Source organism: Bradyrhizobium sp. USDA 4451, from assembly GCF_054822585.1.
The window spans coordinates 4,991,018-5,014,464 of sequence record NZ_JBTRCH010000001.1; the positions used below are offsets into that span (position 1 = coordinate 4,991,018).

At 65.2% G+C, this 23,447-nt stretch carries 21 protein-coding genes; 10 read left to right on the forward strand and 11 right to left on the reverse strand.

All coding sequences use genetic code 11. From position 1 onward, the window contains the following. The first annotated feature begins 62 nt into the window (after positions 1–62). From ACVMB0_RS22815 to ACVMB0_RS22830, 4 genes are all read left to right on the forward strand, one after another. Positions 63–299, forward strand: coding sequence for a hypothetical protein (locus ACVMB0_RS22815; protein WP_456755457.1), 237 nt, complete (start codon positions 63–65; stop codon positions 297–299). 297 nt (positions 300–596) lie between these two features. Beyond that, the gene (locus ACVMB0_RS22820; protein ID WP_212022595.1) at positions 597–1,685 is read left to right on the forward strand and encodes a TRAP transporter substrate-binding protein; all 1,089 of its coding nucleotides are present in this window, start codon (positions 597–599) and stop codon (positions 1,683–1,685) included. Between the two features lie 245 nt (positions 1,686–1,930). Next, positions 1,931–3,019, forward strand: coding sequence for a TRAP transporter substrate-binding protein (locus ACVMB0_RS22825; RefSeq protein ID WP_461347754.1), 1,089 nt, complete (start codon positions 1,931–1,933; stop codon positions 3,017–3,019). A 143-nt stretch (positions 3,020–3,162) separates the two neighbouring features. Further along, on the forward strand, positions 3,163–3,435 hold the full coding sequence (locus ACVMB0_RS22830) for a hypothetical protein (RefSeq protein ID WP_456755455.1): 273 nt from the start codon (positions 3,163–3,165) through the stop codon (positions 3,433–3,435). 61 nt (positions 3,436–3,496) lie between these two features. Here the strand turns inward: ACVMB0_RS22830 and ACVMB0_RS22835 are convergent, their stop codons facing one another. The 5 genes from ACVMB0_RS22835 to ACVMB0_RS22855 form a co-directional block, all read right to left on the reverse strand. After that, positions 3,497–3,820, reverse strand: coding sequence for a hypothetical protein (locus ACVMB0_RS22835; protein WP_461347755.1), 324 nt, complete (start codon positions 3,818–3,820; stop codon positions 3,497–3,499). 61 nt (positions 3,821–3,881) lie between these two features. Next, positions 3,882–4,082, reverse strand: a complete 201-nt coding sequence (locus ACVMB0_RS22840; RefSeq protein ID WP_456755453.1) for a hypothetical protein — start codon at positions 4,080–4,082, stop codon at positions 3,882–3,884. 38 nt (positions 4,083–4,120) lie between these two features. Then, positions 4,121–5,716 (reverse strand): efflux transporter outer membrane subunit, encoded by a 1,596-nt coding sequence (locus tag ACVMB0_RS22845; protein WP_461347756.1) that lies wholly within the window; start codon positions 5,714–5,716, stop codon positions 4,121–4,123. Beyond that, positions 5,716–8,976, reverse strand: coding sequence for an efflux RND transporter permease subunit (locus ACVMB0_RS22850; RefSeq protein ID WP_461347757.1), 3,261 nt, complete (start codon positions 8,974–8,976; stop codon positions 5,716–5,718). Before ACVMB0_RS22850 ends, ACVMB0_RS22845 begins: the two co-directional genes overlap by 1 nt. 46 nt (positions 8,977–9,022) lie before the next feature. Beyond that, the gene (locus ACVMB0_RS22855; protein WP_461347758.1) at positions 9,023–10,204 is read right to left on the reverse strand and encodes an efflux RND transporter periplasmic adaptor subunit; all 1,182 of its coding nucleotides are present in this window, start codon (positions 10,202–10,204) and stop codon (positions 9,023–9,025) included. Positions 10,205–10,610: 406 nt separating this feature from the next. Here ACVMB0_RS22855 and ACVMB0_RS22860 point away from each other — a divergent pair, with 406 nt between their 5' ends. Together ACVMB0_RS22860 and ACVMB0_RS22865 are read left to right on the forward strand one after the other, a co-directional pair. Further along, a complete protein-coding gene (locus ACVMB0_RS22860; RefSeq protein ID WP_456755449.1) occupies positions 10,611–11,285 on the forward strand; it encodes a response regulator transcription factor in 675 nt (224 codons plus the stop codon). 2 nt (positions 11,286–11,287) lie between these two features. After that, positions 11,288–12,622, forward strand: coding sequence for a sensor histidine kinase (locus tag ACVMB0_RS22865; protein WP_461347759.1), 1,335 nt, complete (start codon positions 11,288–11,290; stop codon positions 12,620–12,622). Positions 12,623–12,656: 34 nt separating this feature from the next. Here the strand turns inward: ACVMB0_RS22865 and ACVMB0_RS22870 are convergent, their stop codons facing one another. From ACVMB0_RS22870 to ACVMB0_RS22895, 6 genes are all read right to left on the reverse strand, one after another. Further along, complete coding sequence (locus ACVMB0_RS22870) at positions 12,657–13,946, reverse strand: M20/M25/M40 family metallo-hydrolase (protein ID WP_461347760.1); 1,290 nt, start codon at positions 13,944–13,946, stop codon at positions 12,657–12,659. 117 nt (positions 13,947–14,063) lie between these two features. After that, entirely contained in the window at positions 14,064–15,665 is a 1,602-nt protein-coding gene (locus ACVMB0_RS22875) for a TRAP transporter large permease (protein WP_461347761.1), read from the reverse strand. After that, positions 15,662–16,201: a TRAP transporter small permease subunit gene (locus tag ACVMB0_RS22880; protein ID WP_456755445.1), complete on the reverse strand. Its 540-nt coding sequence runs from the start codon at positions 16,199–16,201 to the stop codon at positions 15,662–15,664. Before ACVMB0_RS22880 ends, ACVMB0_RS22875 begins: the two co-directional genes overlap by 4 nt. 341 nt (positions 16,202–16,542) lie before the next feature. Beyond that, positions 16,543–17,577 carry a GTP 3',8-cyclase MoaA gene (gene moaA / locus ACVMB0_RS22885; RefSeq protein WP_461347762.1) on the reverse strand — a complete coding sequence of 345 codons (1,035 nt, stop codon included), beginning with the start codon at positions 17,575–17,577 and terminating at the stop codon, positions 16,543–16,545. 264 nt (positions 17,578–17,841) lie between these two features. Next, positions 17,842–18,336: a hypothetical protein gene (locus ACVMB0_RS22890; RefSeq protein WP_461347763.1), complete on the reverse strand. Its 495-nt coding sequence runs from the start codon at positions 18,334–18,336 to the stop codon at positions 17,842–17,844. 160 nt (positions 18,337–18,496) lie between these two features. Continuing rightward, entirely contained in the window at positions 18,497–19,177 is a 681-nt protein-coding gene (locus ACVMB0_RS22895; RefSeq protein ID WP_461347764.1) for an HAD hydrolase-like protein, read from the reverse strand. Between the two features lie 287 nt (positions 19,178–19,464). Between ACVMB0_RS22895 and rpiA the strand changes: the two genes are divergently transcribed. From rpiA to ACVMB0_RS22915, 4 genes are all read left to right on the forward strand, one after another. Next, a complete protein-coding gene (gene rpiA, locus ACVMB0_RS22900; RefSeq protein WP_461347765.1) occupies positions 19,465–20,163 on the forward strand; it encodes a ribose-5-phosphate isomerase RpiA in 699 nt (232 codons plus the stop codon). 23 nt (positions 20,164–20,186) lie between these two features. Beyond that, a complete protein-coding gene (locus tag ACVMB0_RS22905) occupies positions 20,187–20,723 on the forward strand; it encodes a DUF2059 domain-containing protein (RefSeq protein ID WP_461347766.1) in 537 nt (178 codons plus the stop codon). Positions 20,724–20,789: 66 nt separating this feature from the next. After that, the gene (gene gor, locus ACVMB0_RS22910; protein WP_461347767.1) at positions 20,790–22,175 is read left to right on the forward strand and encodes a glutathione-disulfide reductase; all 1,386 of its coding nucleotides are present in this window, start codon (positions 20,790–20,792) and stop codon (positions 22,173–22,175) included. 46 nt (positions 22,176–22,221) lie between these two features. Further along, the gene (locus ACVMB0_RS22915; RefSeq protein ID WP_461347768.1) at positions 22,222–23,310 is read left to right on the forward strand and encodes an alpha/beta hydrolase family protein; all 1,089 of its coding nucleotides are present in this window, start codon (positions 22,222–22,224) and stop codon (positions 23,308–23,310) included. Positions 23,311–23,447: the final 137 nt, after the last annotated feature.

The following is a 23,447-nucleotide window of genomic DNA, read 5'->3' on the forward strand; positions in this document are numbered from 1 at the left end:
TTGGTCGAAGGCGGTCACGGGTGAGGCCGAACTTGCAGAAGGGTCGTGGGGCGACCGTCGACATGGCAGCATCACGCGAAGCAAAGAAACCACGCCGCAAGCATCTGACGCGGGAGAAGCGCGAAGAGGCTTCCCGCCTCGCGTTCAACGCCGCGAAGAAATCCGACTCGATCGGCGAGGCCGCCGAGGCGATCGCCAAGATCTATGGCGTCAGCAAGACCACCGCGCAAAGCTGGATCCGGCGCGGGCGACATTTGGCCGACAAGGCCAAGAAGGCGCGGGAGACGACGCGGCGCTGATTGGCCGGGGAGCGGACGAGCCGGATGGCCCGCACGCGGCGATTTACCGCTGATCGCAGGCTTGCGCCGCGCGTGGCCTCAGGGCGTCATCGCCACCGCCCAAGCCCGCATTTTCCTGCCGATTTCCTGCGCCATCAGACTTTCGTTTAATTGGCGCGGTCATGCCATTGTCGCGTTTCCGTGAAGGCTCCTTCCGTGGTAAAGGGCCGACCCAGAGCGCCCCGGCAGGCCTTCCTGCGTGCTGCCGGAGAACCGCTTGCGGTCATTGGGAAACGCCCCTCAAGGAGAAGCCTTACGATGAAGCGTCGTGATTTTTTGAAAGTGTCGGCGGCCGGTGCTGCCGCGACGGCGGTTGCTGCGCCGGCGATTGCGCAGTCCTCGCCTGAAATCAAGTGGCGCCTGACCTCGAGCTTCCCGAAGTCGCTGGACACCATCTATGGCGGTGCCGAGCAGGTGGCGAAGTACGTCGCCGAAATGACCGACAACAAATTCCAGATCCAGGTGTTCGCGGCGGGCGAAATCGTCCCCGGCCTGCAGGCGCTGGACGCGACCTCCAACGGCACCGTCGAGATGTGCCACACCGTGTCCTACTACTATGTCGGCAAGGATCCGACCTTTGCGATCTACGCGTCGGTGCCGTTCGGCCTCAACGCGCGCATGCAGAACTCCTGGTGGTACCAGGGCGGCGGCGAGGCGCTCGGCAACGAGTTCTTCAAGAAGTTCGGCGTGATCGGCTTCCCCTGCGGCAACACCGGCACCCAGATGGGCGGCTGGTTCCGCAAGGAGATCAAGACGGTCGCCGATCTCTCCGGCCTCAAATTCCGCATCGGCGGCATCGCCGGCCAGGTGTTGCAGAAGGTCGGCGTGGTGCCGCAGCAGCTCGCCGGCGGCGACATCTATCCGGCGCTCGAAAAGGGCACCATCGACGCGGCCGAGTGGGTCGGTCCCTATGACGACGAGAAGCTCGGCTTCCAGAAGGTCGCCAAGTACTATTACTATCCGGGCTTCTGGGAAGGCGGCCCGACCGTGCACGCCTACTGCAACCTGGAAAAGTGGAACGCGCTGCCGAAGAACTATCAGGCGATCCTGACCAACGCGACCGCCAACGCCAACAGCTGGATGGCTGCGCGCTACGACATGCAGAACCCGACCGCGCTGAAGCGGCTGGTTGCCAGCGGCACGCAGCTGCGTCCGTTCACCAACGAAGTGCTCGAGGCCTGCCTCAAGGCGACCAACGAGCTGTGGGGTGAGATCTCGGCCAAGAATGCCGATTTCAAGAAGTCGATCGACGCCATGCAGGCCTACCGCTCCGACCAGTATCTGTGGTGGCAGGTCGCCGAATACACCTTCGACAGCTTCATGATCCGCTCGCGTACCCGCGGCTAAAGCGCCCAAGCGTTCGCGAGAAGAGAACGCGGCAGAAAATTCAACTCAAGTAGCCCGGCCTCCGCAAAGAGGCCGGGTTTTTTGCGTCTGGCATTCGGCAAGGGGATGTTCCATGCTCGCACTCCAAGCCTCGGCACGAAGGCGGCGCGTGATCGGTGACCGGTCACGACGGCAAAGAAAAGCGGCGCGACGATGCAAAGCAGTCGACGCTCGGACAACACAATCACACAGGGCAGGATTCAAAAATGAAGCGCAGGGATTTCATCAAGGTGACGGGACTGGGCGTCGCCGGCGCCGCGACCGTCGCAGCGCCGGCAATCGCGCAGTCGATGCCGGAGCTGAAATGGCGCCTGACCACCAGCTGGCCGAAGACGCTCGACACGCTGCACGGCGGCGCCGAGCTGATGGCCAAGGCCGTCGGCGAGGCCACCGACAACAAATTCCAGATCCAGACCTTTGCCGCCGGCGAGATCGTGCCCGGCCTCCAGGTGCTCGATGCGGTGCAGAACGGCACGGTCGAGATGGGCCACACCGCGCCGTATTATTACTTCGGCAAGGATCCGACCTTCACCTTCGGCTCCTCGGTGCCGTTCGGGCCGAACATGCGGTTGAACCAGGCCTGGTACATTCTCGGCGGCGGCAAGGAGCTGCTGAACGAGTTCTACAAGAGCTACAACGTCACCTCGCTGCTGGCCGGCAACACCGGCTGCCAGATGGGCGGCTGGTTCCGCAAGGAGATCAACAGCGTCGACGATCTCAACGGGCTGAAATTCCGGATCGGCGGCTTTGCCGGGCGCGTGATGCAGAAGCTCGGCTGCGTGCCGCAGCAGCTTGCCGGCGGCGACATCTATCCGGCGCTCGAGAAGGGCACGATCGACGCGGCGGAATGGGTCGGGCCCTATGACGACGAGAAGCTCGGTCTCTACAAGGTCGCGCCGAACTACTACTTCCCCGGCTGGTGGGAAGGCGGCCCGATGCTGGTGGCGATGATCAATCTCGACAAGTGGAACGCGCTGCCGAAATACTATCGCAATGTGCTCGAGCAGGCCGGCCATCTCGCCAACAACTGGATGATGGCGCGTTACGATCAGGCCAATCCGCTCGCGCTGAAGAAGCTGCTCGCCAGCGGCACCAAGCTGCGTCCGTTTCCGGCACCGGTGATGGAGGCCTCTTTCAAGGCGGCCAAGGAGCTGCACAACGAGGTGGCGGCGAGCAACGCCAACTTCAAGAAGGTCTATGACTCCCTGATGTCGTTCTCCAACAACGGCTATCAGTGGTTCCAGGTCGCCGAAGTCGGCTACGACAATTTCATGGCGCGGCACTCCCAGGCCTGACGACGCTGCCTTCAACGTGAGCAGGAATCCCGGGGCATGGCTCCGGGATTTTTGTTTGGAGTTGGCGAGAGTGTAGCCAAATGAATGCTTTTTGTGCCGGATTCGTGCTATCGTTGCCGCGGCAGTGTGAATCAGGGCGCCATATGCGTTTCCTCGGTCTTATCCTGCGGACGCTGTTTCTGACCCTCGTGGTGGTGATCACGGCTCGCGTCGCGAGCCCGCAGAACGAAACCATTTGGTCGGCCTACGACACCCCCTCCGATCTGTTTCGCATCATCCTCGGTGCCGCGGTCTGCCTCTTCGTGGCCGTGCAGATCTTCAGATATTCCAGAGATCCGGCTGACATGCGCCGCTGGGTCGTGATCGGCGGCGCCGCCGTGCCGTTGGCACTGATCTGCGCGGTCGTCATCTGGTAGGCAGCCGTCGCCGGGAGCTCGTCCGCAGCATCTTGTGGCGGCATTCGCGCGACCTCGTCGATCAGAACGGAAACGGCAATGAGCGCACGGGAAGCCGGCTATCGAAGCTCAATCCGGTGCCCGACCCGGTGCGGTAATGGCCGTTATAGTGCCCGCCGCCGGGGCAATAATTCGGATCCTGGCGCTCGTCGATTGTCCGGCGATGGCTTCGCTCCCGATAGAGCGTCCGCCAGCAATGGCAGTTCTGGTCACAGGCGAGCCGGACCTGAACGACGTTTGCAAGACGTTGTGACGGTAGCCTTGTGACGTCGACAGGTGCCGCGCAGACGTCCGATGCCATCATGGCAGCCGCGGCGACGACAAACAGACGCGTTGTGTTTTTCATATGTGTCTCATCGAGCCCATCGGTGAATCTCGGGTGTCGGCTCAATTGCGAAAGCGTGCCGCTATTTCTTTCGCGGTTGCTTTGGCGGCGATGCAGGGGGCGTTGGTACGGCACTCGGTGTTGTGCGGACCACCGGGTTCTTCTGCACGGTGGGGCCGCCCAGATTGCTTGGCTTTTTCGGACCGCCGACCGCGCTCTGCGCGGCCGCGGCTCCGGCCCAGATCGCAACCAGGATTGCCGCTGGGGCGAGCAGATTTTTCATGGGTCGGCTCCTCCTGATGTAACTCTGTGCGGCGGATGTCAGCGGGCAGGGGGCGTGTTTTCGCTGACCTGCTGCGGAGCGGGAGCGGGCACGTCCTCCATGACGCATTTGCGCCAGTCGTCGGATGCGCAGTTTGTCGGCCAGCCGCCGCCAAGCGCCATGAACAGGGCCGCGCTGTCCGAGAGGCGCGTCGCCTGGGCCTGAACGCGGACCACGGCAGCCGTCAGATAGACCTGCTGGGCATTGAGCACGACCACCTGACTGACCTGCCCAAGCGAGAGCTGCTTCTGGATGATGTCGAGGCTGGCCTTCGCGGCGAGCTCGGCCTTGACCGCGGCTTGCAGCGCACGCGAGTCGGCCTGCAGGCTGCGCAAGGCGTCGGCAACGTTCTGCATCGCGGTGACGACGGCCTGGCGATAGAGCGCGTCCGCCTGGTCCACCGCCGCCTCGGCGGCCTTCTGCTTGTGGTAAAGCGTCAGGCCGTCGAACAGCGGCTGGGTCGCGCTCGCCGCGATCACGTAGAAGCTGGTGCCGGGCGTGAACAGCTCGGCCAGGCTGAAGCCGGCGACGCCGGTATTTCCCGTGATCGTGAGGTTGGGCAGCCGCGCCGCGATCGAGACGCCGACCAGGGCGTTGGCCGAATGCAGCTGCGCCTCCGCGGCCCTGACGTCCGGACGCTGGCGTATCATCTTGCTCGGCACGCTCACCGGCAGGTTTGCCGGCAGCGCCAGGCGGTCGAGGGTGAATTTTTGCAGGATTTCGTCGGCGGAGAACTGCCCGGCCAGCGAGGTCAGCAGATCGCGCTGAACCGCGAGCTGCTTTTCCAGCGGCGGCAGCAATTGCTCGGACTGGGCCAGCGCGGCCTCCTGCGCCAGCACGTCGACCTGGGCGGCGCCGCCCGCGTTGAACTGGTTCTTCACGATGTCCAGGATGCCGCGTTCGATCTTGACGACGCGCTGGATCGCGGCAATCTGGCCGCGAAGCGATGCCTCCTGGATCGCCGCGGTGACGACATTGGCGGTCAGCGTGAGGTAGGCCGCCTCCAGCTGGAATAATTGCTGCTCGGAGAGCGCGTCGAGGCTCTCGACCTGGCGAATATTCTGGCCCCAGATGTCCGGCACGAAACTGACGTTCAGTTGCGCGGTGTGAAGCGAGAACACCGAAGGCGACTGGCCACCCGGGCCGGACGGCGACGCGCCGGAAATCTGCTGCTGGGAGGGCGTATAGTTTGCGCCGATCTGCGGGAAGAACAGCCCGCGCTGCGCCAGCGCGTTGTATTGCGCGATCTTGATCGACGCTTCGGCCGCCTGCAGCGACGGATTGTGCTCGACCGACATCTTGATCAACTCGTCGAGCGGCTTCGAGCGAAAGGCCGCCCACCAGCGCAGCGAGACATCCTCTCCGCTGACGAAATGCTGCTTCGGCACGCTGGGGCCCCCGGCATTCGCGCTGGGGGAAGCGAGCTTCTCCGGGGTGTAGCGATCGACGTCGGGGGCCGGCGGCGGCGTGAAATTCGGACCGACGGCGCAGCTCGACAGCAACAGCCCGGCGGCGCCCGCGCCGAGCGCCGGACGCAGCGCGCGGCTCGTGCTCCGCGCCAGTGCGGCAACGATCCTTGCGGCGGTTCCGGACATCAGCTGCCCCCCTCATGTGCCGCACCGGGCGGTGCTTCGGGCGCGCCGTCTTCGCTCGGCACGTCTTCTCTCGCCCGCGACAGGAAGATCTTGCGCAAGGCAGGCGCCACGATCAGGAGCAGCAGCGGGCCGATGAACATGCCGCCGACCACCACGGTCGCGAGCGGCCGTTGCACCTGGCTGCCGATGCCGTGCGACAGCGCGGCCGGAAACAGGCCGACGCCGGCGGACAGCGCGGTCATCAGCATCGGTCGCATGCGCTGCTCGGCGCCGTTGAACACGGCCTCCGCGATGTTCATGCCCGAGGCCCGCAATTCGCGGAAATAGGTGATGTTGAGGATGCCGTCCATGACCGCGACGCCGAACAGCGAGATGAAGCCGATCGCGGCCGAGATCGAGAAATCGAGCCCTGCAAGGTACAGCGCGATCAGGCCGCCGCCGACCGCGAAGGGAATGCCGGCCAGCGCCAGCAGGCTGTCGCGCAGCGAGTTGAACAGGCTGTAGAGCAGCACGAAGATCAAGAGCAGCGTCACCGGCACCACGATCATCAGCCGCGCCTTGGCGGCTTCGAGGTTGTCGAATTCGCCGGACCAGATCATCCGGTAGCCGGTCGGAAGCTGCACGGCCTCGGCGACGCGGGTCTGCGCCTCCGCCACCGTGCTGCCGAGATCGCGGCCGCGCACGCTGAACTTGATCGGGATATAGCGCTGGCTGCGCTCGCGATAGATGAACGAGGCGCCGGTATCGAGCGAGATGTCGGCGAGCTCGCTCAACGGGATATAGGCGTTGGTGCCGGACGGCGTCTGGTAGGCGACCTTGATCTCGCGCACCTCGTCGATGCTCTGGCGGAATTTCGGATCGAGCCGCACCACCACGCCGAACTGCCGGTCGCCCTCGAGCACCGTCGTCGCGCTGGTGCCGCCGAGCGCGGCCTGCACCACGGTGGTGACGTCGCCGGAGTTGAGGCCGTAGCGCGCCGCCTTCTCGCGGTTCACCTTGATGTTGAGGTTGGGTTGCCCGACCAGATGGAAGATGCCGAGATCGGCGACGCCGCGGATCTTGGCCATCTCCTCCGCGGCCTTGGCCGCGAGCTGCTCGAGTACGGCGAGGTTCGGGCCGATGATCTTGACCGAGTTCGCGCCCTTGACGCCCGACAGGGCCTCTTCGACGTTGTCCTGGATATATTGCGAGAAGTTGAAGGTGACGCCGGGCAGTTCGTCGTCGAACTCCTTCTGCAACTCCTCGGTCAGCTTCTCCTTGGTCAGGCCGGGCGGCCATTGGTCGAACGGCTTGATCGGCGCGAACAGCTCGACATTGGAGAAGGCCGAGGCGTCACTGCCATTGTCGGGACGGCCGTGCTGCGACACCACCGTGATGATTTCGGGGTGGCGCAGCAGGATCTCGCGCATCTTGCGGGTCGGTTCGGTGCCGGCCTCGAGCGACATCGTCGATGGCATCGAAGCGCGGATCCAGAAATTGCCTTCCTCGAGCGCCGGCAGGAACTCGCTGCCGAGCCGGCTCGCGGCAAGGCCGCTGATCGCGAGGAAGATGATGCCGGCCGCGACCGCGACCCTCAGATGGGTCAGCGACCAGCGCAGCACGGGGGTGTAGGCCCTGCGCAGCGCGCGCACGATGACCGTTTCGGTCTCCTCGATGTGCTTCGGCAGCAACAGCGAGGCCAGCACCGGCGTCACCGTGAATGTCGCCAGCAGCGCGCCCGCGAGCGCGTAGCCGTAGGTGCGCGCCATCGGCCCGAAGATCTGGCCTTCGACACCCTGCATGGTGAACAGCGGCACGAACGCGGTGACCGTGATGGCCGCGGTGAAGAACACCGCCTTGTCGACCTGCAAGGCGCTGACGAAGATCATGCGCAGCCGCTCGGTCCAGCCCGGCGTGGGCCGGCCGTTGCGCGTCGTGGGATCGTCGCCCCAGTAGCCCTCGGCGAGGTTCTGCAGCACGCGCAGCCGGTTCTCGGGCGCAGACTGGAAGTTGCGGAAGATGTTCTCCATCATGATGACGGCGGAATCGACGATGATTCCGAAGTCGACGGCGCCGAGCGACAGCAGATTGGCGTCCTCGCCTTGCAGCACCAGGATGATGATGGCGAAGAACAGCGCGAACGGGATGTTGGCGCTGACGATCAGCGCGCTTCTGAGGTCGCCGAGGAAGACCCACTGGATCACGAACACCAGCAGGCAGCCGAACATCAGATTGTGCAGCACCGTATGGGTCGTCACGCTGACCAGCGAGGTGCGATCGTAATAGGGGACCACCTTGACGCCGGGCGGCAGGGTGCCGTCGCTGTTGATCTTAGCGACTTCCTCTTCGACCTTCGGCACGATGTCGTTGGTGTGCTGCGTGCGTCCCATCACGACGATCGCCGCGGCGACGTCGTCGTCCTTGTCCTTTCCGGCGATGCCGAGCCGCGGCACATAGCCGACCGACACCCTGGCGACGTCCTTGATCTGGATCGGCAGGCCGTTGGATTGCGTCAGGACGACGTTCTCGATGTCCGCGACCCGGTAGCCCTTGGTGACGTCGTCATCGCCGCCGGAATTGATCAGGCCGATGCCGCGGATGTTGACGGATTGCTGGCCGATCGCGATCTCGCGGCCGCCGACATTGATGTTGGCGTTGCCGAGCGCGCTGATCAGCTGCGGCACGGTGATGTTGTAGGCTTCGAGCCTGGCCAGATCGGCGTCGACGTTGAACTGCTTGGTGGTGCCGCCCCAGGAGTTGATCTGCGCCACGCCGGGAAGCGTCATCAGCCGGCGGGCGACGACATAGTCCTGTAAGGTCCTGAGATTGGTCAGCCCGAAATTCGGCGGACCGACCAGCTGGTAGCGGTAGATCTCGCCGACCAGGCTGGATTGCTGGATTTGCGGGATCTGGTTGCCGGGAAGCTGGACGTTCTGCGTCAGGTTGTTGGTGGCCTGCGAGAGCGCGAAATAATAGTCGATGCCGTATCTGAAGGTGACCCGGACGAACGACAGGCCGTAGAAAGAGGTCGAGCGGATGTTGACCACGCCCGGCGTCGAGTACAGCCCGACCTCCATCGGGATCGTATAGTACTTCTCCATTTCCTCGGCGGAGAGGCCGGCCGCTTGTGCCGTGATCTCGAGGATGACGGGCGCCGGATTCGGATAGGCCTCGATGTTCAGCTTGGTGAAAGCGGCGAAGCCGGCGGCGCAGAACACGGCGAGGCCGAGCACGATGACGGCGCTTCGGGTCAGACCGAATTGAAGGAGGCTCTTGATCAAGGTGCTGCACTTACTCTTGAGCGGACCGGAGCGCGGTTGGCACGGGCTAGCCGGTGGCCGCGTTGGCGAACTTGTTGCTGAGGAAGATCGCGCCGGTGGAGGCGACCTTCTCGCCGGCTCCGAGACCTGAGAGGATCTGCCGCCAGCCGTCCTGCTCCATGCCTGTCGTCACCGTGCGACGGTCGAACTTGCGGCCGTCGGTCGTGACCCAAACCGTCATCGTTCCGTCGCCCTCGCGCACGATGGCGTCGAGGGGAACGCTGACCGACAGTTTCGGCGGTTCGGTCTCGATGGTGAAGCTCGCCAGCATGCCGGCGCGCAGCTTGTGCTGGGGATCGTCGATCACCGAACGCACCAGCTGACGGTGCGAATTCGGATCGATGTTGAGGCCGAGCGTCGTCACGCGGCCGCGAAACACCTCGTTCGGGTAGGCGGGCACCCGTACTTCGACCGGTTGGCCGATGCGGTAGGCCGGGGCATCGGTCTCGATCACGTTGGCGACCATCCACATCGTCGAGATGTCGGCCAGCGAGTAGGGCGCCGGCGCATTGCCGGGCTGCACGTAGAGACCCGGCGCGGCATTGCGGGCGATGATCCGGCCGGAGATCGGGCTCGGCACCACCAGGATCGAATCGACCTTGCGGTCGGCGACGATGCGGTCGATCTCGGCGTCGGTCTTGCCGAAGATGCGCACCGCGTCGCGCCCGGCCTTGTAGTTGCCTTCGGCGGTCTGCTGATCGGATGTCGCCTGGTCGACGTCCTTCTGCGCTCCGCCGCCGGTCTTCAACAGCTGCTTGACCCGCGCCAGCGTCCTGGTCTGCAATTCGAGCACGCCGGCCGCGGCGAGCAGCGACGACTCCGCCTGCAGCAGATCGGGGCTGTCGATCGTGAACAGCCTGTCGCCCTTCGCGACCTCGTCGCCGACGTTGAGCGGCGTGTCGACGATCCTGCCGGGATTCGGAGTGAAGGCCTGCACCAGCATGTTCTGGTTGAAGTCGATCGAGCCGACCGCGTTCTTCAGTGTCCGGAACGAGCGCTGCTCGGCGGCCATGATCTTCACGGAGGCCGCCTGCTTGTCGTTCAACGCGACATATTGCTGCTCGACATTGACGTCCTGCGGCGCCTTCTCCTGCGCCGCCTTTGCGCTCACGACGCCGTCGGTGCGCGTCACGAACCAGGCGCCGACGATCACCAGCGCCAGCATCGCCGCAAAGCCCATATACTTCATTCGAAATGACATCGCCCGCCTGGCCAATTCTGCTTGAAATCTCGCGCGAGAGACGAGGTCTTGCCGCATCGTGGGCCATCGTCGATCTCTCGGAGAGAACAGGGAAAACTGTTATCAGGGCTAGCTGACGCCAGCCTTACATTGGCCGCGTTCATTCGCCGGTCCGGACCTCGAATTTTGATTGCGGTGCGTGCGGGTTTATCTATTTTGCGTGGGGATCGGAGCGGCCCCAGATAGCCAAAACATAGCGCTATGAGCGCCACTCCGGGCGTTGTGCTCAAAACCGTGTCGTTTGCATATCGCACTTGCCCAACGCGTAGTCTGTTGCAGAGTTTGTTGCGTCGCTGGCGTATCGCGACAGGGTGTGCAAACAGAAGAGCGATGGAATGAAGACAGGATTGCTGCGATGCGCCTTCTGATCGTCGAGGACAACGTCGAACTCTCGAGACTGCTCGCCAGCGGGTTGATGGCGGCGGGATATGAGTCCGACATCGTCAACAGCGTTGCCGAGGCGCGCGATGCGCTGCGCAGCGTCAGTTATGCCGCCATGATCCTCGATCTCAGCCTGCCCGACGGCGATGGCCTGTCGGTGCTGTCGGAGCTGCGCCGCAGGAATGATCCACTTCCGGTGCTGGTGCTGACCGCGCGCAACGGATTGCAGGACCGCGTCAACGGCCTGCGCAGCGGCGCCGACGACTATCTGGCGAAGCCCTTCGCGCTGGAAGAGCTGGTGGCGCGGCTCGAAGCCATCCTGCGCCGGCCCGGCCAGCTGCTCGGCTCGTCGCTCAAGCTCGCCAATCTGATCTACGACACCGAGAGCAGGCAGGTGTTCGTGGACGGCGCGCCGCACGTGTTCTCGGCGCGCGAGACGTCGGTGCTGGAGATTCTGTTGCGGCGGCAGGGGCGAGTGGTGCCGAAGAAAAACGTCGAGGATCACATCTTCGGCCTGTCGGGCGAGGTCGCCTCGAATGCGGTCGAGGTCTACGTGTCGCGCCTGCGCAAGCTGCTCGCCGAGCACCAGGCCAAGGTCATCATCCACACCATTCGCGGCGTCGGCTATCTGATGGCGGAGGAGAAATAGCGGTGTTCCGCTTCAAGTCGCTGACTTCGCGGATCGTTTTCCTGCATATCGTGGCGGTCGCGGTCGCTGCGATCTTTCTGCCGCTGCTGCTGCTGTGGCTCTTGAATTCGGAAATCAACCATCTGCATCGCGAGGCGATGCGCGATCAGGCCGCCGATCTCGGCCAGAACCTCGCGGTCGACTCGGACGGCAAGGTGCAGCTCAATTTGCCCGACAGCCTGCGAGGGCTCTATTCCGACGCCTATGGCCGTTACCGCTACGACATCTACGATGCGGACGATCATCTGCTGTTTTCGTCGCATCGCGGGCCGCCGCGGCTGCCGGCTGCGCCTGACCGGATTTCCGGTGCCAGCGTCACCAAGCTGCTCGGCGGCCAGACGTTGCGCATCCAGGTTGCCGAAGACCTGTCGCATCGCGACGTCATCATCGACGACATCGTCTCCAACTTCTTCCGTCGGGTCGGCTGGATCACCATCCCGATCCTGTTGATCCTGCTTGCGACCGATATCCTGATCTTCCGTCGCGCGGTCGTGCCGCTGCTGCGGGCCTCCGAGGAGGCCAGGAGCATCGGACCTGCCAGAACCGATATCCGGCTTCCGACCGAAGGGATTCCAAGCGAGATCCTGCCGCTGGTGACCGCCGTCAACCAGGCCTTCGACCGTCTGGAGGAGGGGTTTCACGCGCAGCGCCAGTTCACGGCCGATGCGGCCCATCAGCTTCGCACGCCGCTCGCGATCCTGAGGACCCGGATCGAGACGCTGGATGTGGCGAAGGGCACCAAGGAGCTGCATGCCGACATCGAAAGCATGAGCCGCATCGTCAGCCAGCTCCTGGAGATCGCCGAGCTCGATACGCTGGTGCTGGATCCCGGCGAGACCGCGGACCTGCGTGCGGTCTGTGCCGAGGTGGTCGGCTCGATCGCGCCTTACGCGCTGGCGCAGCACAAGGACATCGCGCTGCGCGGCGCCGACGGTCCGGTGCAGGTCAAGGGCAATGCCGAGATGCTGCAACGTGCGATCTTCAATCTGGCGGAGAACGCCATCAAGTACACCGCCGACCAGACCTCGGTCGATGTCGAGGTGCACGCGGACGGTTCGGTGCAGGTGCGCGACTGCGGGCCGGGGATTGCGCCCGCCGAGCAGGGCCTGATCTTCCAGCGCTTCTGGCGCGGCGACCGCCAGCGCCAGCGCACCGATGGCGCCGGGCTCGGGCTCTCGATCGTGCGCGGCGTGATCGACGATCACGACGCGACGGTCAAGGTGGAGAACCTGGCGTCCGGCGGTGCCCAGTTCACGCTGAGCTTCCGCCTCGCCAAGGCACAGCCGGCGTCCGCGTGAACGCCTCGCGATCCCGTGCTGCGGGCCTGCCGGCTTATTTCACCTGGCCGTTCGACAGATCCATGATCATGCGCGTGGTCAAATACAGCCGCGGCACGATGCTGTTGAGCTGCACGTATTCGGCATCGTTGGAGTGCGCGCCGAAGCCGGAGAGGCCCATGCCTTCGACCACGGCGCCCCTGGCCTTGAGCGCGGCAAAGGCGGCGTCGGTGCCGCCGCCGGTCGCCCTCTCGGCCACGTTCAGCGGCAGGCCCAGCTCCTGGTAGATCGTCTTGCCGTGGCCGGCGACGCGGCGCGAGGCGTCGGTGGCTTCGAGCGGCGGCCGGCGCACCTCGAACTTCACCTCGACCTTGGAATCGGGCAGCAGACGGTTCTCGATCTTGTCGTGCAGAGCTTTCTCGAGCGCGTCGAAGTCGGACACCTTGAGCGCGCGCGCATCGGCCTGCGCCGAGGCCTCGGCTGGGATCACGTTGCGGTTGGTGCCGGATTTGGACATCGTCCAGTTCAGCTTCAGGCCCTGCTCGGGTTTTGACAGGTCCTTCATCTGCAGCACCTGGTGCGACAGCTCATACAGCGCATTCACGCCACCTTCGGGCCGCGCGCCCGCATGCGACGACTTGCCGTGCACCGTGAGATAGGCCGAGCCGATGCCGCTGGTGGCGAGGCGGAGCGTGCCGCTGGCGTCGCTGCCTTCGAACGAGAACACGGCATCCTGCTCGGCGGCAAGGCGGGTGATGGTTGAGCGCCAGCCCGGCGAAGAGATCTCCTCGTCGCCGTTGATCAGCACCGTCAGCGTGCCGTAGTCCTTGAAGTTGAGCTTCTGCAACAGTGCCACGCTGTGGAGGATGGTGGCGATGCCCTGCTTGTCGTCGGCGATGCCGAGGCCGTAGGCCTTGTCGCCATCGACGCGGAACGGTTGGTCCTTCAGCATGCCCTTGAGATACACCGTGTCCATATGCGCGATCAGCATGATCTTGGCGCTGCCGGTGCCCTTGAACACGGCCTGCACGGCGGGGCCGATTGTCTCCGGCGTATCGTCCAGGCGATAGATGTCGGTGGTTTGCAGGATGTCCACGCTGCCGCCGAGCTGCTTGAGCTGGCCGGCGATGCGCGCCGCGATCCGGTTGAGGCCTTCGATGTCCTTGCTGCCGGATTCGATCTGCACGAGGTCGCGCAGGGTGTCGAGCAGCGGCTGCTGCTCCTGCTGCGCCAGCGCGCGAAGGTCGGCTGCCGGCTCCGCATGGGCTACCGCAGCGGCAAACACCATGCTGAGGGAGGCGACGAGCGGGCGGAGGAACGAGCGGGCGGGATGCGGTTGGGGCATGAGCGGCGATCTGTGAGTTGGAGGACGATCCCTATCCCCTTCACAGGACTCGACGCCGCCGTCAACGGTTCCAGCGTGCCCCGCTCCCGCAGGGCACGCCGAAGCAGCTGACGTCGGCTATTGCTTCGGTTGCCCGAAATCGAGCGGCGGCAGCTCGATCTGCGGCACCTCGATCTTGACCTTGTTGAGGTCGACGTCGAGCGGCTTGTCGAGCAGTCCGGTGACGACGACCGGGAAGGCGATCACCAGCGCCACCATGATCGCTTGCAGCCCGATCCAGGGCATCGCGCCCCAGTAGATGTCGGAGCTCTTCACTTCCTTCGGCGCCACGCCGCGCAGATAGAACAGCGCGAAGCCGAACGGCGGGTGCAGGAACGAGGTCTGCATGTTAACGCAGAGCATCACGCCGAACCAGATCAGCGCCGCGTCGGGACCGACCACCGGCGCCAGCACCTTCTGTGCGATCGGCGCGATCATCGGCAGGATGATGAAGGCGATCTCGAAGAAGTCGAGGAAGAACGCCAGGAAGAAGATGAAGATGTTGATGAAGATCAGGAAGCCCCAGACGCCGCCGGGCAGCGAGGTCAGATGGTGCTCGAGCCAGGTGCCGCCGGACACGCCGAGGAACACCACCGAGAAGCAGGTCGAGCCGATCAGGATGAAGGTGACCATGCAGGTGATGCGCATGGTGGTCTCGTAGCCCTGCTTGATCAGGTCGCGCAGGTCCGGGATCTTGACGGCCTCGAGGCAGATCCAGACCACCGCGGCATAGGTGATCGCGAAGGCGAGCTTGAAGATCAGGTTCTCGGTGTAGAGCATCGCGATGATGGTGCCGATGCCGCCGGCGATCACGCCGACGATGAGCACCTTGCGGCCGGTTGCGCTGAAATCCTTGTGGTGGATGGCGGCGAGCACGATGGCGCCGACCGCGCCCATGGCGCCGGCTTCGGTCGGGGTCGCAAGGCCCATCATCATGGTGCCGAGCACGACGAAGATCAGCACCGCGGACGGGATGATGCCGAGCAGGCACTTCTTCCACAGCGCCCAGCCGGTCAGCGTGCGCGCTTCGATCGGCACCGCGGGCACATGGCTCGGCTTGAAGATGCCGAGCAGGAAGGTGTAGCCGGCGAACAGCAGGATCTGGAACACCGACGGGCCCCAGGCGCCGAGATACATGTCGCCGACCGACTTGCCGAGCTGGTCGGCGAGCACGATCAGGACGAGAGAGGGCGGGACGAGTTGCGTGATGGTGCCGGAGGCGGCGAGCACGCCCGTGATGTAGCGGATGTTGTAGCCGTAACGGATCATCACCGGCATCGAGATCAGCGCCATCGCGATCACCTGCGCCGCCACCGTGCCGGTGATGGCGCCGAGGATGAAGCCGACGATGATCACGGAATAGCCGAGGCCGCCGCGGATCGGGCCGAACAGCTGGCCCATCGAATCCAGCATGTCTTCGGCGAGCCCGCATCGCTCCAGTATCGCGCCCATGAAGGTGAAGAACGGGATCGCGAGCAGGAGCTCGTTGGACAGCACGCTGCCGAAGATGCGGCCCGGAATCGCCTGCAGGAAGTTGAGGTCGAAGAAGCCGAGATAGATCGAGAGGAACCCGAACGACAGGCCGACCGCGGCGAGCGTGAACGCCACCGGATAGCCGATCAGCATCGCAATGATCAGGCCGCCGAACATCAGAGGCGGCATCATCTCCAGCGTGATCATTGCGTCGGCCTCTCATACTTCGCGTCGATGGTCACATAGCCCTGCAGCGCGGCGATCCGCTTGATCACCTCTGAGACGCCTTGCAACGCAAGCATCACGAAGCCGGACGGGATAACGAACTTGATCGGCCAGCGCAGCAGGCCGCCGGCATTGCCGCTCATCTCGCCGACCGCATAGGCCTGGTAGAAGAACGGCCAGGACAAATAGGCGAGCAGCAGGCAGGACGGGATCAGGAAGCACAGCGTGCCGATCAGGTCGAGCCAGAGCTGGCCGCGTTCGGACAGCATCAGATAGAGGATCTCGACGCGGACGTGCTCGTTGCGCTTGAAGGTGTAGGAGGCGCCGAACATCACGAGGATCGCGAACATGTACCACTGCGCCTCGAGCCAGCCGTTCGAGGAATAGCTGAACGCGTAGCGGATCATGGCGTTGCCGGCGCTGACCAGGCAGGCGATCAGCACGAGCAGATTGCAGACATAGCCGATCTTCTCGTTCAGTCGGTCGATGGCCTGACTGAGTGCCAACAATGGGCGCATCAAGATCTCCGTGGCCGCGCCATCGGCGCGCCGAATATTTCAAGCATCATCTGGCCGCCGCGCACAGGCGCACGGAGCCACGGCTCACTTTCAGGAGCAGTTGCAAACGTTCATCCTCCCCCGAAATCCGCTTCCGCCGTTCTTGGCTGCCGGATCGTCGGCGGGAGCCGACGGGAGGGCAACGGCCTATCCGGCCAGACTGGCGTGAAAGCTGAGGCACCAAATCAGCGCCGCGGAACGCCGTCAATCGGAAAATGGGCAAATTGACGGCGCGGCAAACCGTTGTTCCCGCCTTGGTAAAACGGGAGCGGCAAGGGCATCCGGAAAGCTACGGATCGATGCTAGCCGCCGGTGACGCTCATGTGGCGGCTGACGCTCGGGCGGTTGTGGCGGCGGTCGATGATGAAATCGTGCCCCTTCGGCTTCAGCCCGATGGCGCGGTCGATCGCCGCCGCGAGCAGGTCGTTGTCGGCGGAGGCGCGCAGCGGCCGGCGCAGGTCGGAGGCGTCTTCATGGCCGAGACAGGTGTGCAGCGTGCCGGTGCAGGTGATCCGCACCCGGTTGCAGGACTCGCAGAAATTGTGGGTCATCGGCGTGATGAAGCCGAGCTTGCCGCCGGTCTCGGCGACGGCGACATAGCGGGCAGGGCCGCCGGTGTCGTCGGCGAGGTCGGTCAGCGTGTAGTGCTTCTCGAGCCGCGCGCGCAGCAGCGACAGCGGCACGTACTGATCGATCCGGCCTTCGCCGATGTCACCCATGGGCATCACCTCGATCAGGGTCAGGCCCATGCCCTTGCCATGCGCCCATTCCATCAGCGCCGGGATCTCGTCCTCGTTCATGTTCTTCAGCGCGACGGCGTTGATCTTGACCGCGAGCCCGGCCGACCGCGCCGCCTCGATGCCCGCCAGCACCTTGTCGATGTCGCCCCAGCGAGTGATGGCCCGGAATTTTGCGCTGTCCAGCGTGTCGAGCGAGACGTTGACGCGGCGTACGCCGCAATCGGCCAATTCCCCGGCGAAGCGGGCGAGCTGCGAGCCGTTGGTGGTCAGCGTCAGTTCGTCGAGGGCGCCGGTGGTCAGATGCCGCGACAGCGAGCGAACCAGGCCCATCACGTTGCGGCGGACCAGCGGCTCGCCACCGGTGAGGCGGATCTTGCGCACGCCCTTGGCGACGAAGGCCGAGCAGAGCCGGTCGAGCTCTTCCAGCGTCAGCAGATCGGCCTTGGGCAGGAAGGTCATGTCCTCCGACATGCAGTAGAAGCAGCGCAGGTCGCAGCGGTCGGTGACGGAGACGCGCAGGTAACGGATGGTCCGGCCGAACGGATCGGTCATCGGCCGAAACAGCGTGTCAGGATGCGCTTGCGTTGAGACGTTCATTCAACCCGGGCCTTCAACCAAAGTGCTGAAACCAGTTCCCTGCCTGCCGCGCCGTGATCGGCGCCGCGCATTCGCAATCTATGCATGTTGGCACGTTGTCACAATGCGTTCCAAGGGAGGATACGCAACATGCAAAGCCGATCGCAAAGCGATAGGTGAGCCATATCGCGTGATGCATGATCGCAATCGCCGATGTGCCTCCACACAATAGCAAAAGCCCGGCTTGCGGCCGGGGCTTTTGTGCAGTGCAAACCTCGCGCAGTGCTAGCGCGTCGGTGCCGGCGCGGCGGCCGGCGGCGGTGCCGCAGCCGGGGCGGGAAATGCGGAATCCGGAGCGGCGGCAGCGGGAGCCGCGGCGGCAGCCGGCTTCGGCTTCTTCTTCCTCGGGCGCATCGCCTTGTGCGCGCGCGGCGGCGGGCCGGCGGGTTGTAGCTCGGCGAACACCGGGCTCGGATCGAGAGTCGTGGTGGCCGGGCTCGTGAAGTCGCCCGGCGTGCGGGTCACGGTCACCGGCACCGTCGCCGGCTGGAACTTCGGCATATTGAAGGTGACGGAGAAGTTGGCCTCCGGCGTCGGGACCGACACGGAGCAGGGCGTCTTGCAGCCCGGTCCGAGCGAGGTCACGGCATCGGCGCCCTGCGGCGCCGAGTCCAGTTGCACCTGCATCGGCGGCGGCGCCGACTTGAACGAATCCAATGAGAAGGAGGAGCAGCCGGCCAGGCTCAGCCCGGCGGCCGCGATTACGATGATACGACGCATGATCCACACTCTACTGCGGCAATCAGCCACAATCCCCGCGCCGACCATAGGAGCGTCGGAACAGAGGCGCAACAGGGGGTGGCCCGCTCGTTAAAGGATGGTTAACGGCAAAATCGCATGGCAAATTATTGCCGAGCGATATCAGCATGTTGCGGAATTGTTATGCCGCGATCAGGGCGGCGACGGCGGCCGGCAGATCGCGCATATGGCTGATCAGCCGGTCCGGCTTCAGCTCGGTCATCGGGACGTCGGTATAGCCGAAGTCGACGCCGATCACCGGGACGCCGGCACGCCGGGCGACCCCGACATCGGGGCCGGCATCGCCGACCATGATGGCGCCGGGCAGCTTTCCGCCGGCGCGGGCGACCGTCTCGCGCAGGAACGCCGGGTCGGGCTTGGCGACGCCGAATGTGTCCTGGCCGCAGATCGCCGCAAAGCGCGGCGTCAGGCCAAGCCGGTCGAGCAACAGCTTCGACAGCCATTCCAGCTTGTTGGTGCACACCGCAAAGCGATGGCCCTTGGCGGCGAGCTGGTCGAGCGCGGCTTCGAGCCCGTCGAACGGGCGCGAGCCGTCGGCGATGTGCTCGGCGTAGAAGTCGACGAAATCCTTGGTCAGGCGGTTGAGATCGCCGACGCTGACCGTGCGCCCGTCCACCTCGAGCCCGCGTTCCAGCAGCTTGCGCGCACCGGCGCCGATCATGTTGCGTGCCGCCGCCAGCGGCACCGGCGCCAGGCCCTCGCGGTTGAGCACGTAATTGAGCGCACTGATCAGGTCGGGCGCGGTGTCGACCAGCGTACCGTCGAGATCGAAGACGATGATGGGGGGAGATGAGGCGGGCATGATGCTTTTGGCTATCGGGCCGTGCGCTGCGATGCAAGAGCATATGCACGCGTGACATGAATTTGCCGGGACGCCGCGTTTCCAGCCAGTCCGACATTTTCACGCCTCCCGGGATGCGGGCGGAGGGCAAAGAGCTGTTTTCGGCGATTTTGGCCGCGGTGAATGCCGTTTCGGCCTAAAGCCCGGTCCGGATGGCGCTATTCCTGCCCGTGAATCGAGGCTAGATATGCGCCCGCCGGGCCGCCCGATGGCGTGCCCGGAACGGACAACCGAGGGGCTATCGGCACGTGGACATGGACGCACTGAAACGCCAGGCGGCGGCGCGCGCGCTCGAAGAGGTGCGCGACGGCATGAAGCTCGGCCTCGGCACCGGCTCGACCGCCAAGCACTTCGTCGAGCTGCTCGGCGACAAGGTGCGCGCAGGCATGAAGGTGATCGGCGTGCCGACCTCGGAGGCGACCCGGGCGGATGCGATCCGCTGCGGCGTGCCGCTGACCACGCTGGACGAGATCGACCATCTCGACCTCACCATCGACGGCGCCGACGAGATCGACCCGGCGCTCAACCTGATCAAGGGCGGCGGCGGCGCGCTGCTGCGCGAGAAGATCGTGGCGGCCGCCAGTGATCGCATGATCGTGATCGCCGACGACAGCAAATGGGTCGACGTGCTCGGCCGCTTTCCGCTGCCGGTCGAGGTGATCCCGTTCGGGCTCGCCGCGACCCAGGCCGCGATGGCGCGGGCGTTCGCGCAAGCCGGGGTGTCCGGCCAAATGATCATCCGCAAGGGCAAGGACGGTCACGCTTTTGTCACCGATGGCGGCCACTGGATCGTCGATGCCCATCTCGGCCGGATCGGCGACCCGCCGCGTCTGGCCGGTCTGCTCAGCGTGATCCCGGGCGTGGTCGAACACGGCCTGTTCATCGGGCTTGGCAGCGTCGCCGTTCTGGCCGGCGCGCAGGGAATTCGGGTTGTTGAACGGCCATGAGGCCGCAAGCAAGGAGACTTGGAATGAAGCGTTTTTCGGGACTTTTGTCGGCAGCGACCCTGGCGGTCGGACTGGCGCTCGCGACCGCACCGGCGATGGCGCAGCAGCCGCAGCTGCCGCCCATGCCGAAGGTCAAGCAGTCGACCCCCGCGGCGATCGGCTACGCCAAGGAAATCCTGGCGATGAAGAACGTCGCGGTGATGTACAACGGCGCCGTTCCCGGAATCATCGAGAAGACCAAGACCGGTCTCTTGCAGCAGTACCTGAACTACCAGAAGGATCTCGACGAGACGGCGCTGGTCGTCGCCAAGCAGTTCGCGGGCAGCGAGAAGGAGATCGGCGAGGGCATGGCCCAGATCTACGCCGCCGAGTTCACCGAGCAGGAGCTGAAGGATCTCGTCGCGTTCTACAAGACGCCGCTCGGCCAGAAGCTGCTGGTCGCTGAACCCACTGCAATCAATGGATCGCTGCAATATATGCAGCAATGGGCGCAGCAGTTCGGCGTGATCATCAACGGCCAGTTCAAGGCCGAGATGAAGAAGCGCGGCAAGGATATCTGAGAACGATACCTATATGCCTGTGACCTCGCCCCGCTTGCGGGGCGAGGGGAAGAGAGAGGTACTGCCATGGCCGAGTTCGACGTCGACCTGTTTGTCATCGGTGGCGGTTCGGGCGGCGTGCGCGCCGCGCGCATTGCCGCGAACTACGGCGCGAAGGTCATGGTCGCCGAAGAGTACCGGATGGGCGGCACCTGCGTGATCCGCGGCTGCGTGCCGAAGAAGCTGTTCGTGATCGGCAGCCATGTCCACCAGGAGATCGAGGACGCCGCCGGCTTCGGCTGGAGCATCGGCCAGGTCTCGTTCGACTGGGCAACCCTGGTCGCCAACAAGGACAAGGAGATCGCCCGGCTCGAGCGCGCCTACACCACGAATGTCGAGAAGTCCGGCGCCAGGATCGTCAAGACCCGCGCGGTGCTGGAGGATGCCCACACGCTCCGCCTCGCCACCGGCGAGAAGGTGACGGCGAAATACATCCTGATCGCGACCGGCGGCGCACCCAACCATGGCCCGGCCGTCCCCGGCATCGAGCACGTGATCTCCTCGAACGAGGCATTTCACCTGAAGGAACTGCCGAAGCGGATCGTGATCCAGGGCGGCGGCTACATCGCGCTGGAATTCGCCGGCATCTTCGCCGGCTTCGGCTCCGACGTGACTGTGATCTACCGCGGCGACAACATCCTGCGCGGCTTCGACGAGGACGTGCGCAAGCATGTCCGCGCCGAGATGGAGAAGCGCGGCATCACCATCATCACCGGCTGCACCGTGGTGAAGATCGACAAGCACGGCAAGGATTACACCACGCATCTGTCGAGCGGCTCGAGCATCGCCTCCGACCAGGTGATGTTCGCGATCGGCCGGCATCCCAACGTCGCCAATCTCGGGCTGGAGACGGCCGGCGTCGCCATCAATCCCGCCAATGGCGGCATCCAGGTCGACGGCTGGTCGAAGACCTCGGTCGACAACATCTATGCGGTCGGCGACGTCACCCACCGCACCAACCTGACCCCGGTCGCGATCCGCGAGGGCCATGCCTTCGCCGACACCGTGTTCGGCAAGCGCCCGGTGCAGGTCGACCACGCCACGATCCCGACCGCGGTGTTCTCGCAGCCCGAGGTCGGCACGGTCGGCCTGACGGAGGAAGAGGCGCGGGCGCAGTTTTCCCACGTTGACATCTACAAGGCCGATTTCCGCCCGATCAAGGCGACGATGTCCGGCCGCGACACCCGTGTGCTGATGAAACTCGTGGTAGACGGGGCGAGCGACCGCGTGCTCGGCTGCCACATCGTCGGCGACAGCGCCGCCGAGATCACGCAGGTGGTTGCGATCGCCGTGAAGATGAAGGCGACCAAGGCCGATTTCGACGCCACCGTCGCGCTGCATCCGACCGCCTCCGAAGAGCTGGTGACGATGCGCACGCCCACCGCGCGCCACGTCCGCCAGGCGGCGGAGTAGGGCGCGTCCACCGCGGGGGCGTTTTCGCGCGGCAGAGGAAGGGCAGATGAAGTTTCTGGCGCTGTGGCTGATCTTGCTCGCGGCACCGGACCTCGCATCTGCAGAGGACGCCGTCTTCAAAGTCGGCGTCGCCAAGCGCGACTTCAGTCCTGCCGAGCCCTACGATTGGCGCGGCGCCACGCTGCACGCGCTCCGCGTCACCATCTGGTACCCCGCCGTGGCCGATGCGCGCGAGCAACCGCAATGGATCGGGCCACGCATCATCCCACTCGTCAGCACCGGCAGCGCCGCACCCGATGCGGCGCCGGCGGCGGGGCCCCGCCGCGCGCTGATCCTGTTGTCCCACGGTTTTGGCGGCTCCGCATCCACTCTCGCCTGGTTCGGCGCAGCGCTTGCGGCGCACGGATTCATCGCCGTCGCGGTCAATCACCCCGGCAACAATGGATCCGAACCTACGACGGTCGACGGTTACACGCTGACGTGGTTGCGCGCTGTCGACCTCAGCGCGGTGATCGACGCCATGCGTGCGGACAGCGTCTTCGGCGACCGGATCGATCCGGCGCGGATCGGCGCCGCCGGCCATTCATATGGCGGCTACACCGTGATCGCCATCGCCGGCGGCATCACCGATCCGGAACGCACTCCGGCGTTCTGCCGCTCGCCTGCCGCCGACGCGCTGTGCACGTCGCAGTTGGGCGCTGCAGAGCTGCGCCAGAAGAGCCTGTCACGCCTGGCGACCGACCCCGATTTCCGGCAACGCTACGGTCTTGCCGGCCAGTCCTATCGTGACGAGCGCGTTCGCGCCGTGTTCGCAATGGCGCCGGGGCCCGTGCCGTCGTTCACGCCGGAGAGCCTCGGCGCCATATCGATCCCGGTCGCGATCGTCGCGGGAGGCGCCGACGAGATCACACCGCCGGCCTCGGGTGCCGAGGCGCTCGGCAGGGCGGTCCCCCATGCCACGCTCAAGCTGTTTCCGGGCGCAGGCCACTTCGTCTTCTTCGGGACTTGTACCCTGGCAGGGCGCCTGGTGATTGGACGGACCGTATGCCGCGATCCCGACGGGACCGATCGGGATGCGGTTCATGCCGAGACCGTCAGGCTGGCGGTCGGTTTCTTCACCGCGAATCTGCACTGAACGACCTCGACCGCAGGACGGCGGGTTGCGTCATGCCCGGCCTCGCGCCGGGCGCCCATGTCCTCGTTCCCACGAGAGCGGGGCGTGAGGACAAATTTTACCGTTGCGCGGCGTCAATACAGCATTGCCTTGGCCGC

Coding starts and splice junctions, on each gene's coding strand:
- ACVMB0_RS22815 (WP_456755457.1), top strand. CDS start 63: ATGGCAGCATCACGCGAAGCAAAGAAACCACGCCGCAAGCATCTGACG.
- ACVMB0_RS22820 (WP_212022595.1), top strand. CDS start 597: ATGAAGCGTCGTGATTTTTTGAAAGTGTCGGCGGCCGGTGCTGCCGCG.
- ACVMB0_RS22825 (WP_461347754.1), top strand. CDS start 1,931: ATGAAGCGCAGGGATTTCATCAAGGTGACGGGACTGGGCGTCGCCGGC.
- ACVMB0_RS22830 (WP_456755455.1), top strand. CDS start 3,163: ATGCGTTTCCTCGGTCTTATCCTGCGGACGCTGTTTCTGACCCTCGTG.
- ACVMB0_RS22835 (WP_461347755.1), bottom strand. CDS start 3,820: ATGAAAAACACAACGCGTCTGTTTGTCGTCGCCGCGGCTGCCATGATG.
- ACVMB0_RS22840 (WP_456755453.1), bottom strand. CDS start 4,082: ATGAAAAATCTGCTCGCCCCAGCGGCAATCCTGGTTGCGATCTGGGCC.
- ACVMB0_RS22845 (WP_461347756.1), bottom strand. CDS start 5,716: ATGTCCGGAACCGCCGCAAGGATCGTTGCCGCACTGGCGCGGAGCACG.
- ACVMB0_RS22855 (WP_461347758.1), bottom strand. CDS start 10,204: ATGAAGTATATGGGCTTTGCGGCGATGCTGGCGCTGGTGATCGTCGGC.
- ACVMB0_RS22860 (WP_456755449.1), top strand. CDS start 10,611: ATGCGCCTTCTGATCGTCGAGGACAACGTCGAACTCTCGAGACTGCTC.
- ACVMB0_RS22870 (WP_461347760.1), bottom strand. CDS start 13,946: ATGCCCCAACCGCATCCCGCCCGCTCGTTCCTCCGCCCGCTCGTCGCC.
- ACVMB0_RS22875 (WP_461347761.1), bottom strand. CDS start 15,665: ATGATCACGCTGGAGATGATGCCGCCTCTGATGTTCGGCGGCCTGATC.
- ACVMB0_RS22880 (WP_456755445.1), bottom strand. CDS start 16,201: ATGCGCCCATTGTTGGCACTCAGTCAGGCCATCGACCGACTGAACGAG.
- moaA (WP_461347762.1), bottom strand. CDS start 17,577: ATGAACGTCTCAACGCAAGCGCATCCTGACACGCTGTTTCGGCCGATG.
- ACVMB0_RS22890 (WP_461347763.1), bottom strand. CDS start 18,336: ATGCGTCGTATCATCGTAATCGCGGCCGCCGGGCTGAGCCTGGCCGGC.
- ACVMB0_RS22895 (WP_461347764.1), bottom strand. CDS start 19,177: ATGCCCGCCTCATCTCCCCCCATCATCGTCTTCGATCTCGACGGTACG.
- ACVMB0_RS22905 (WP_461347766.1), top strand. CDS start 20,187: ATGAAGCGTTTTTCGGGACTTTTGTCGGCAGCGACCCTGGCGGTCGGA.
- gor (WP_461347767.1), top strand. CDS start 20,790: ATGGCCGAGTTCGACGTCGACCTGTTTGTCATCGGTGGCGGTTCGGGC.
- ACVMB0_RS22915 (WP_461347768.1), top strand. CDS start 22,222: ATGAAGTTTCTGGCGCTGTGGCTGATCTTGCTCGCGGCACCGGACCTC.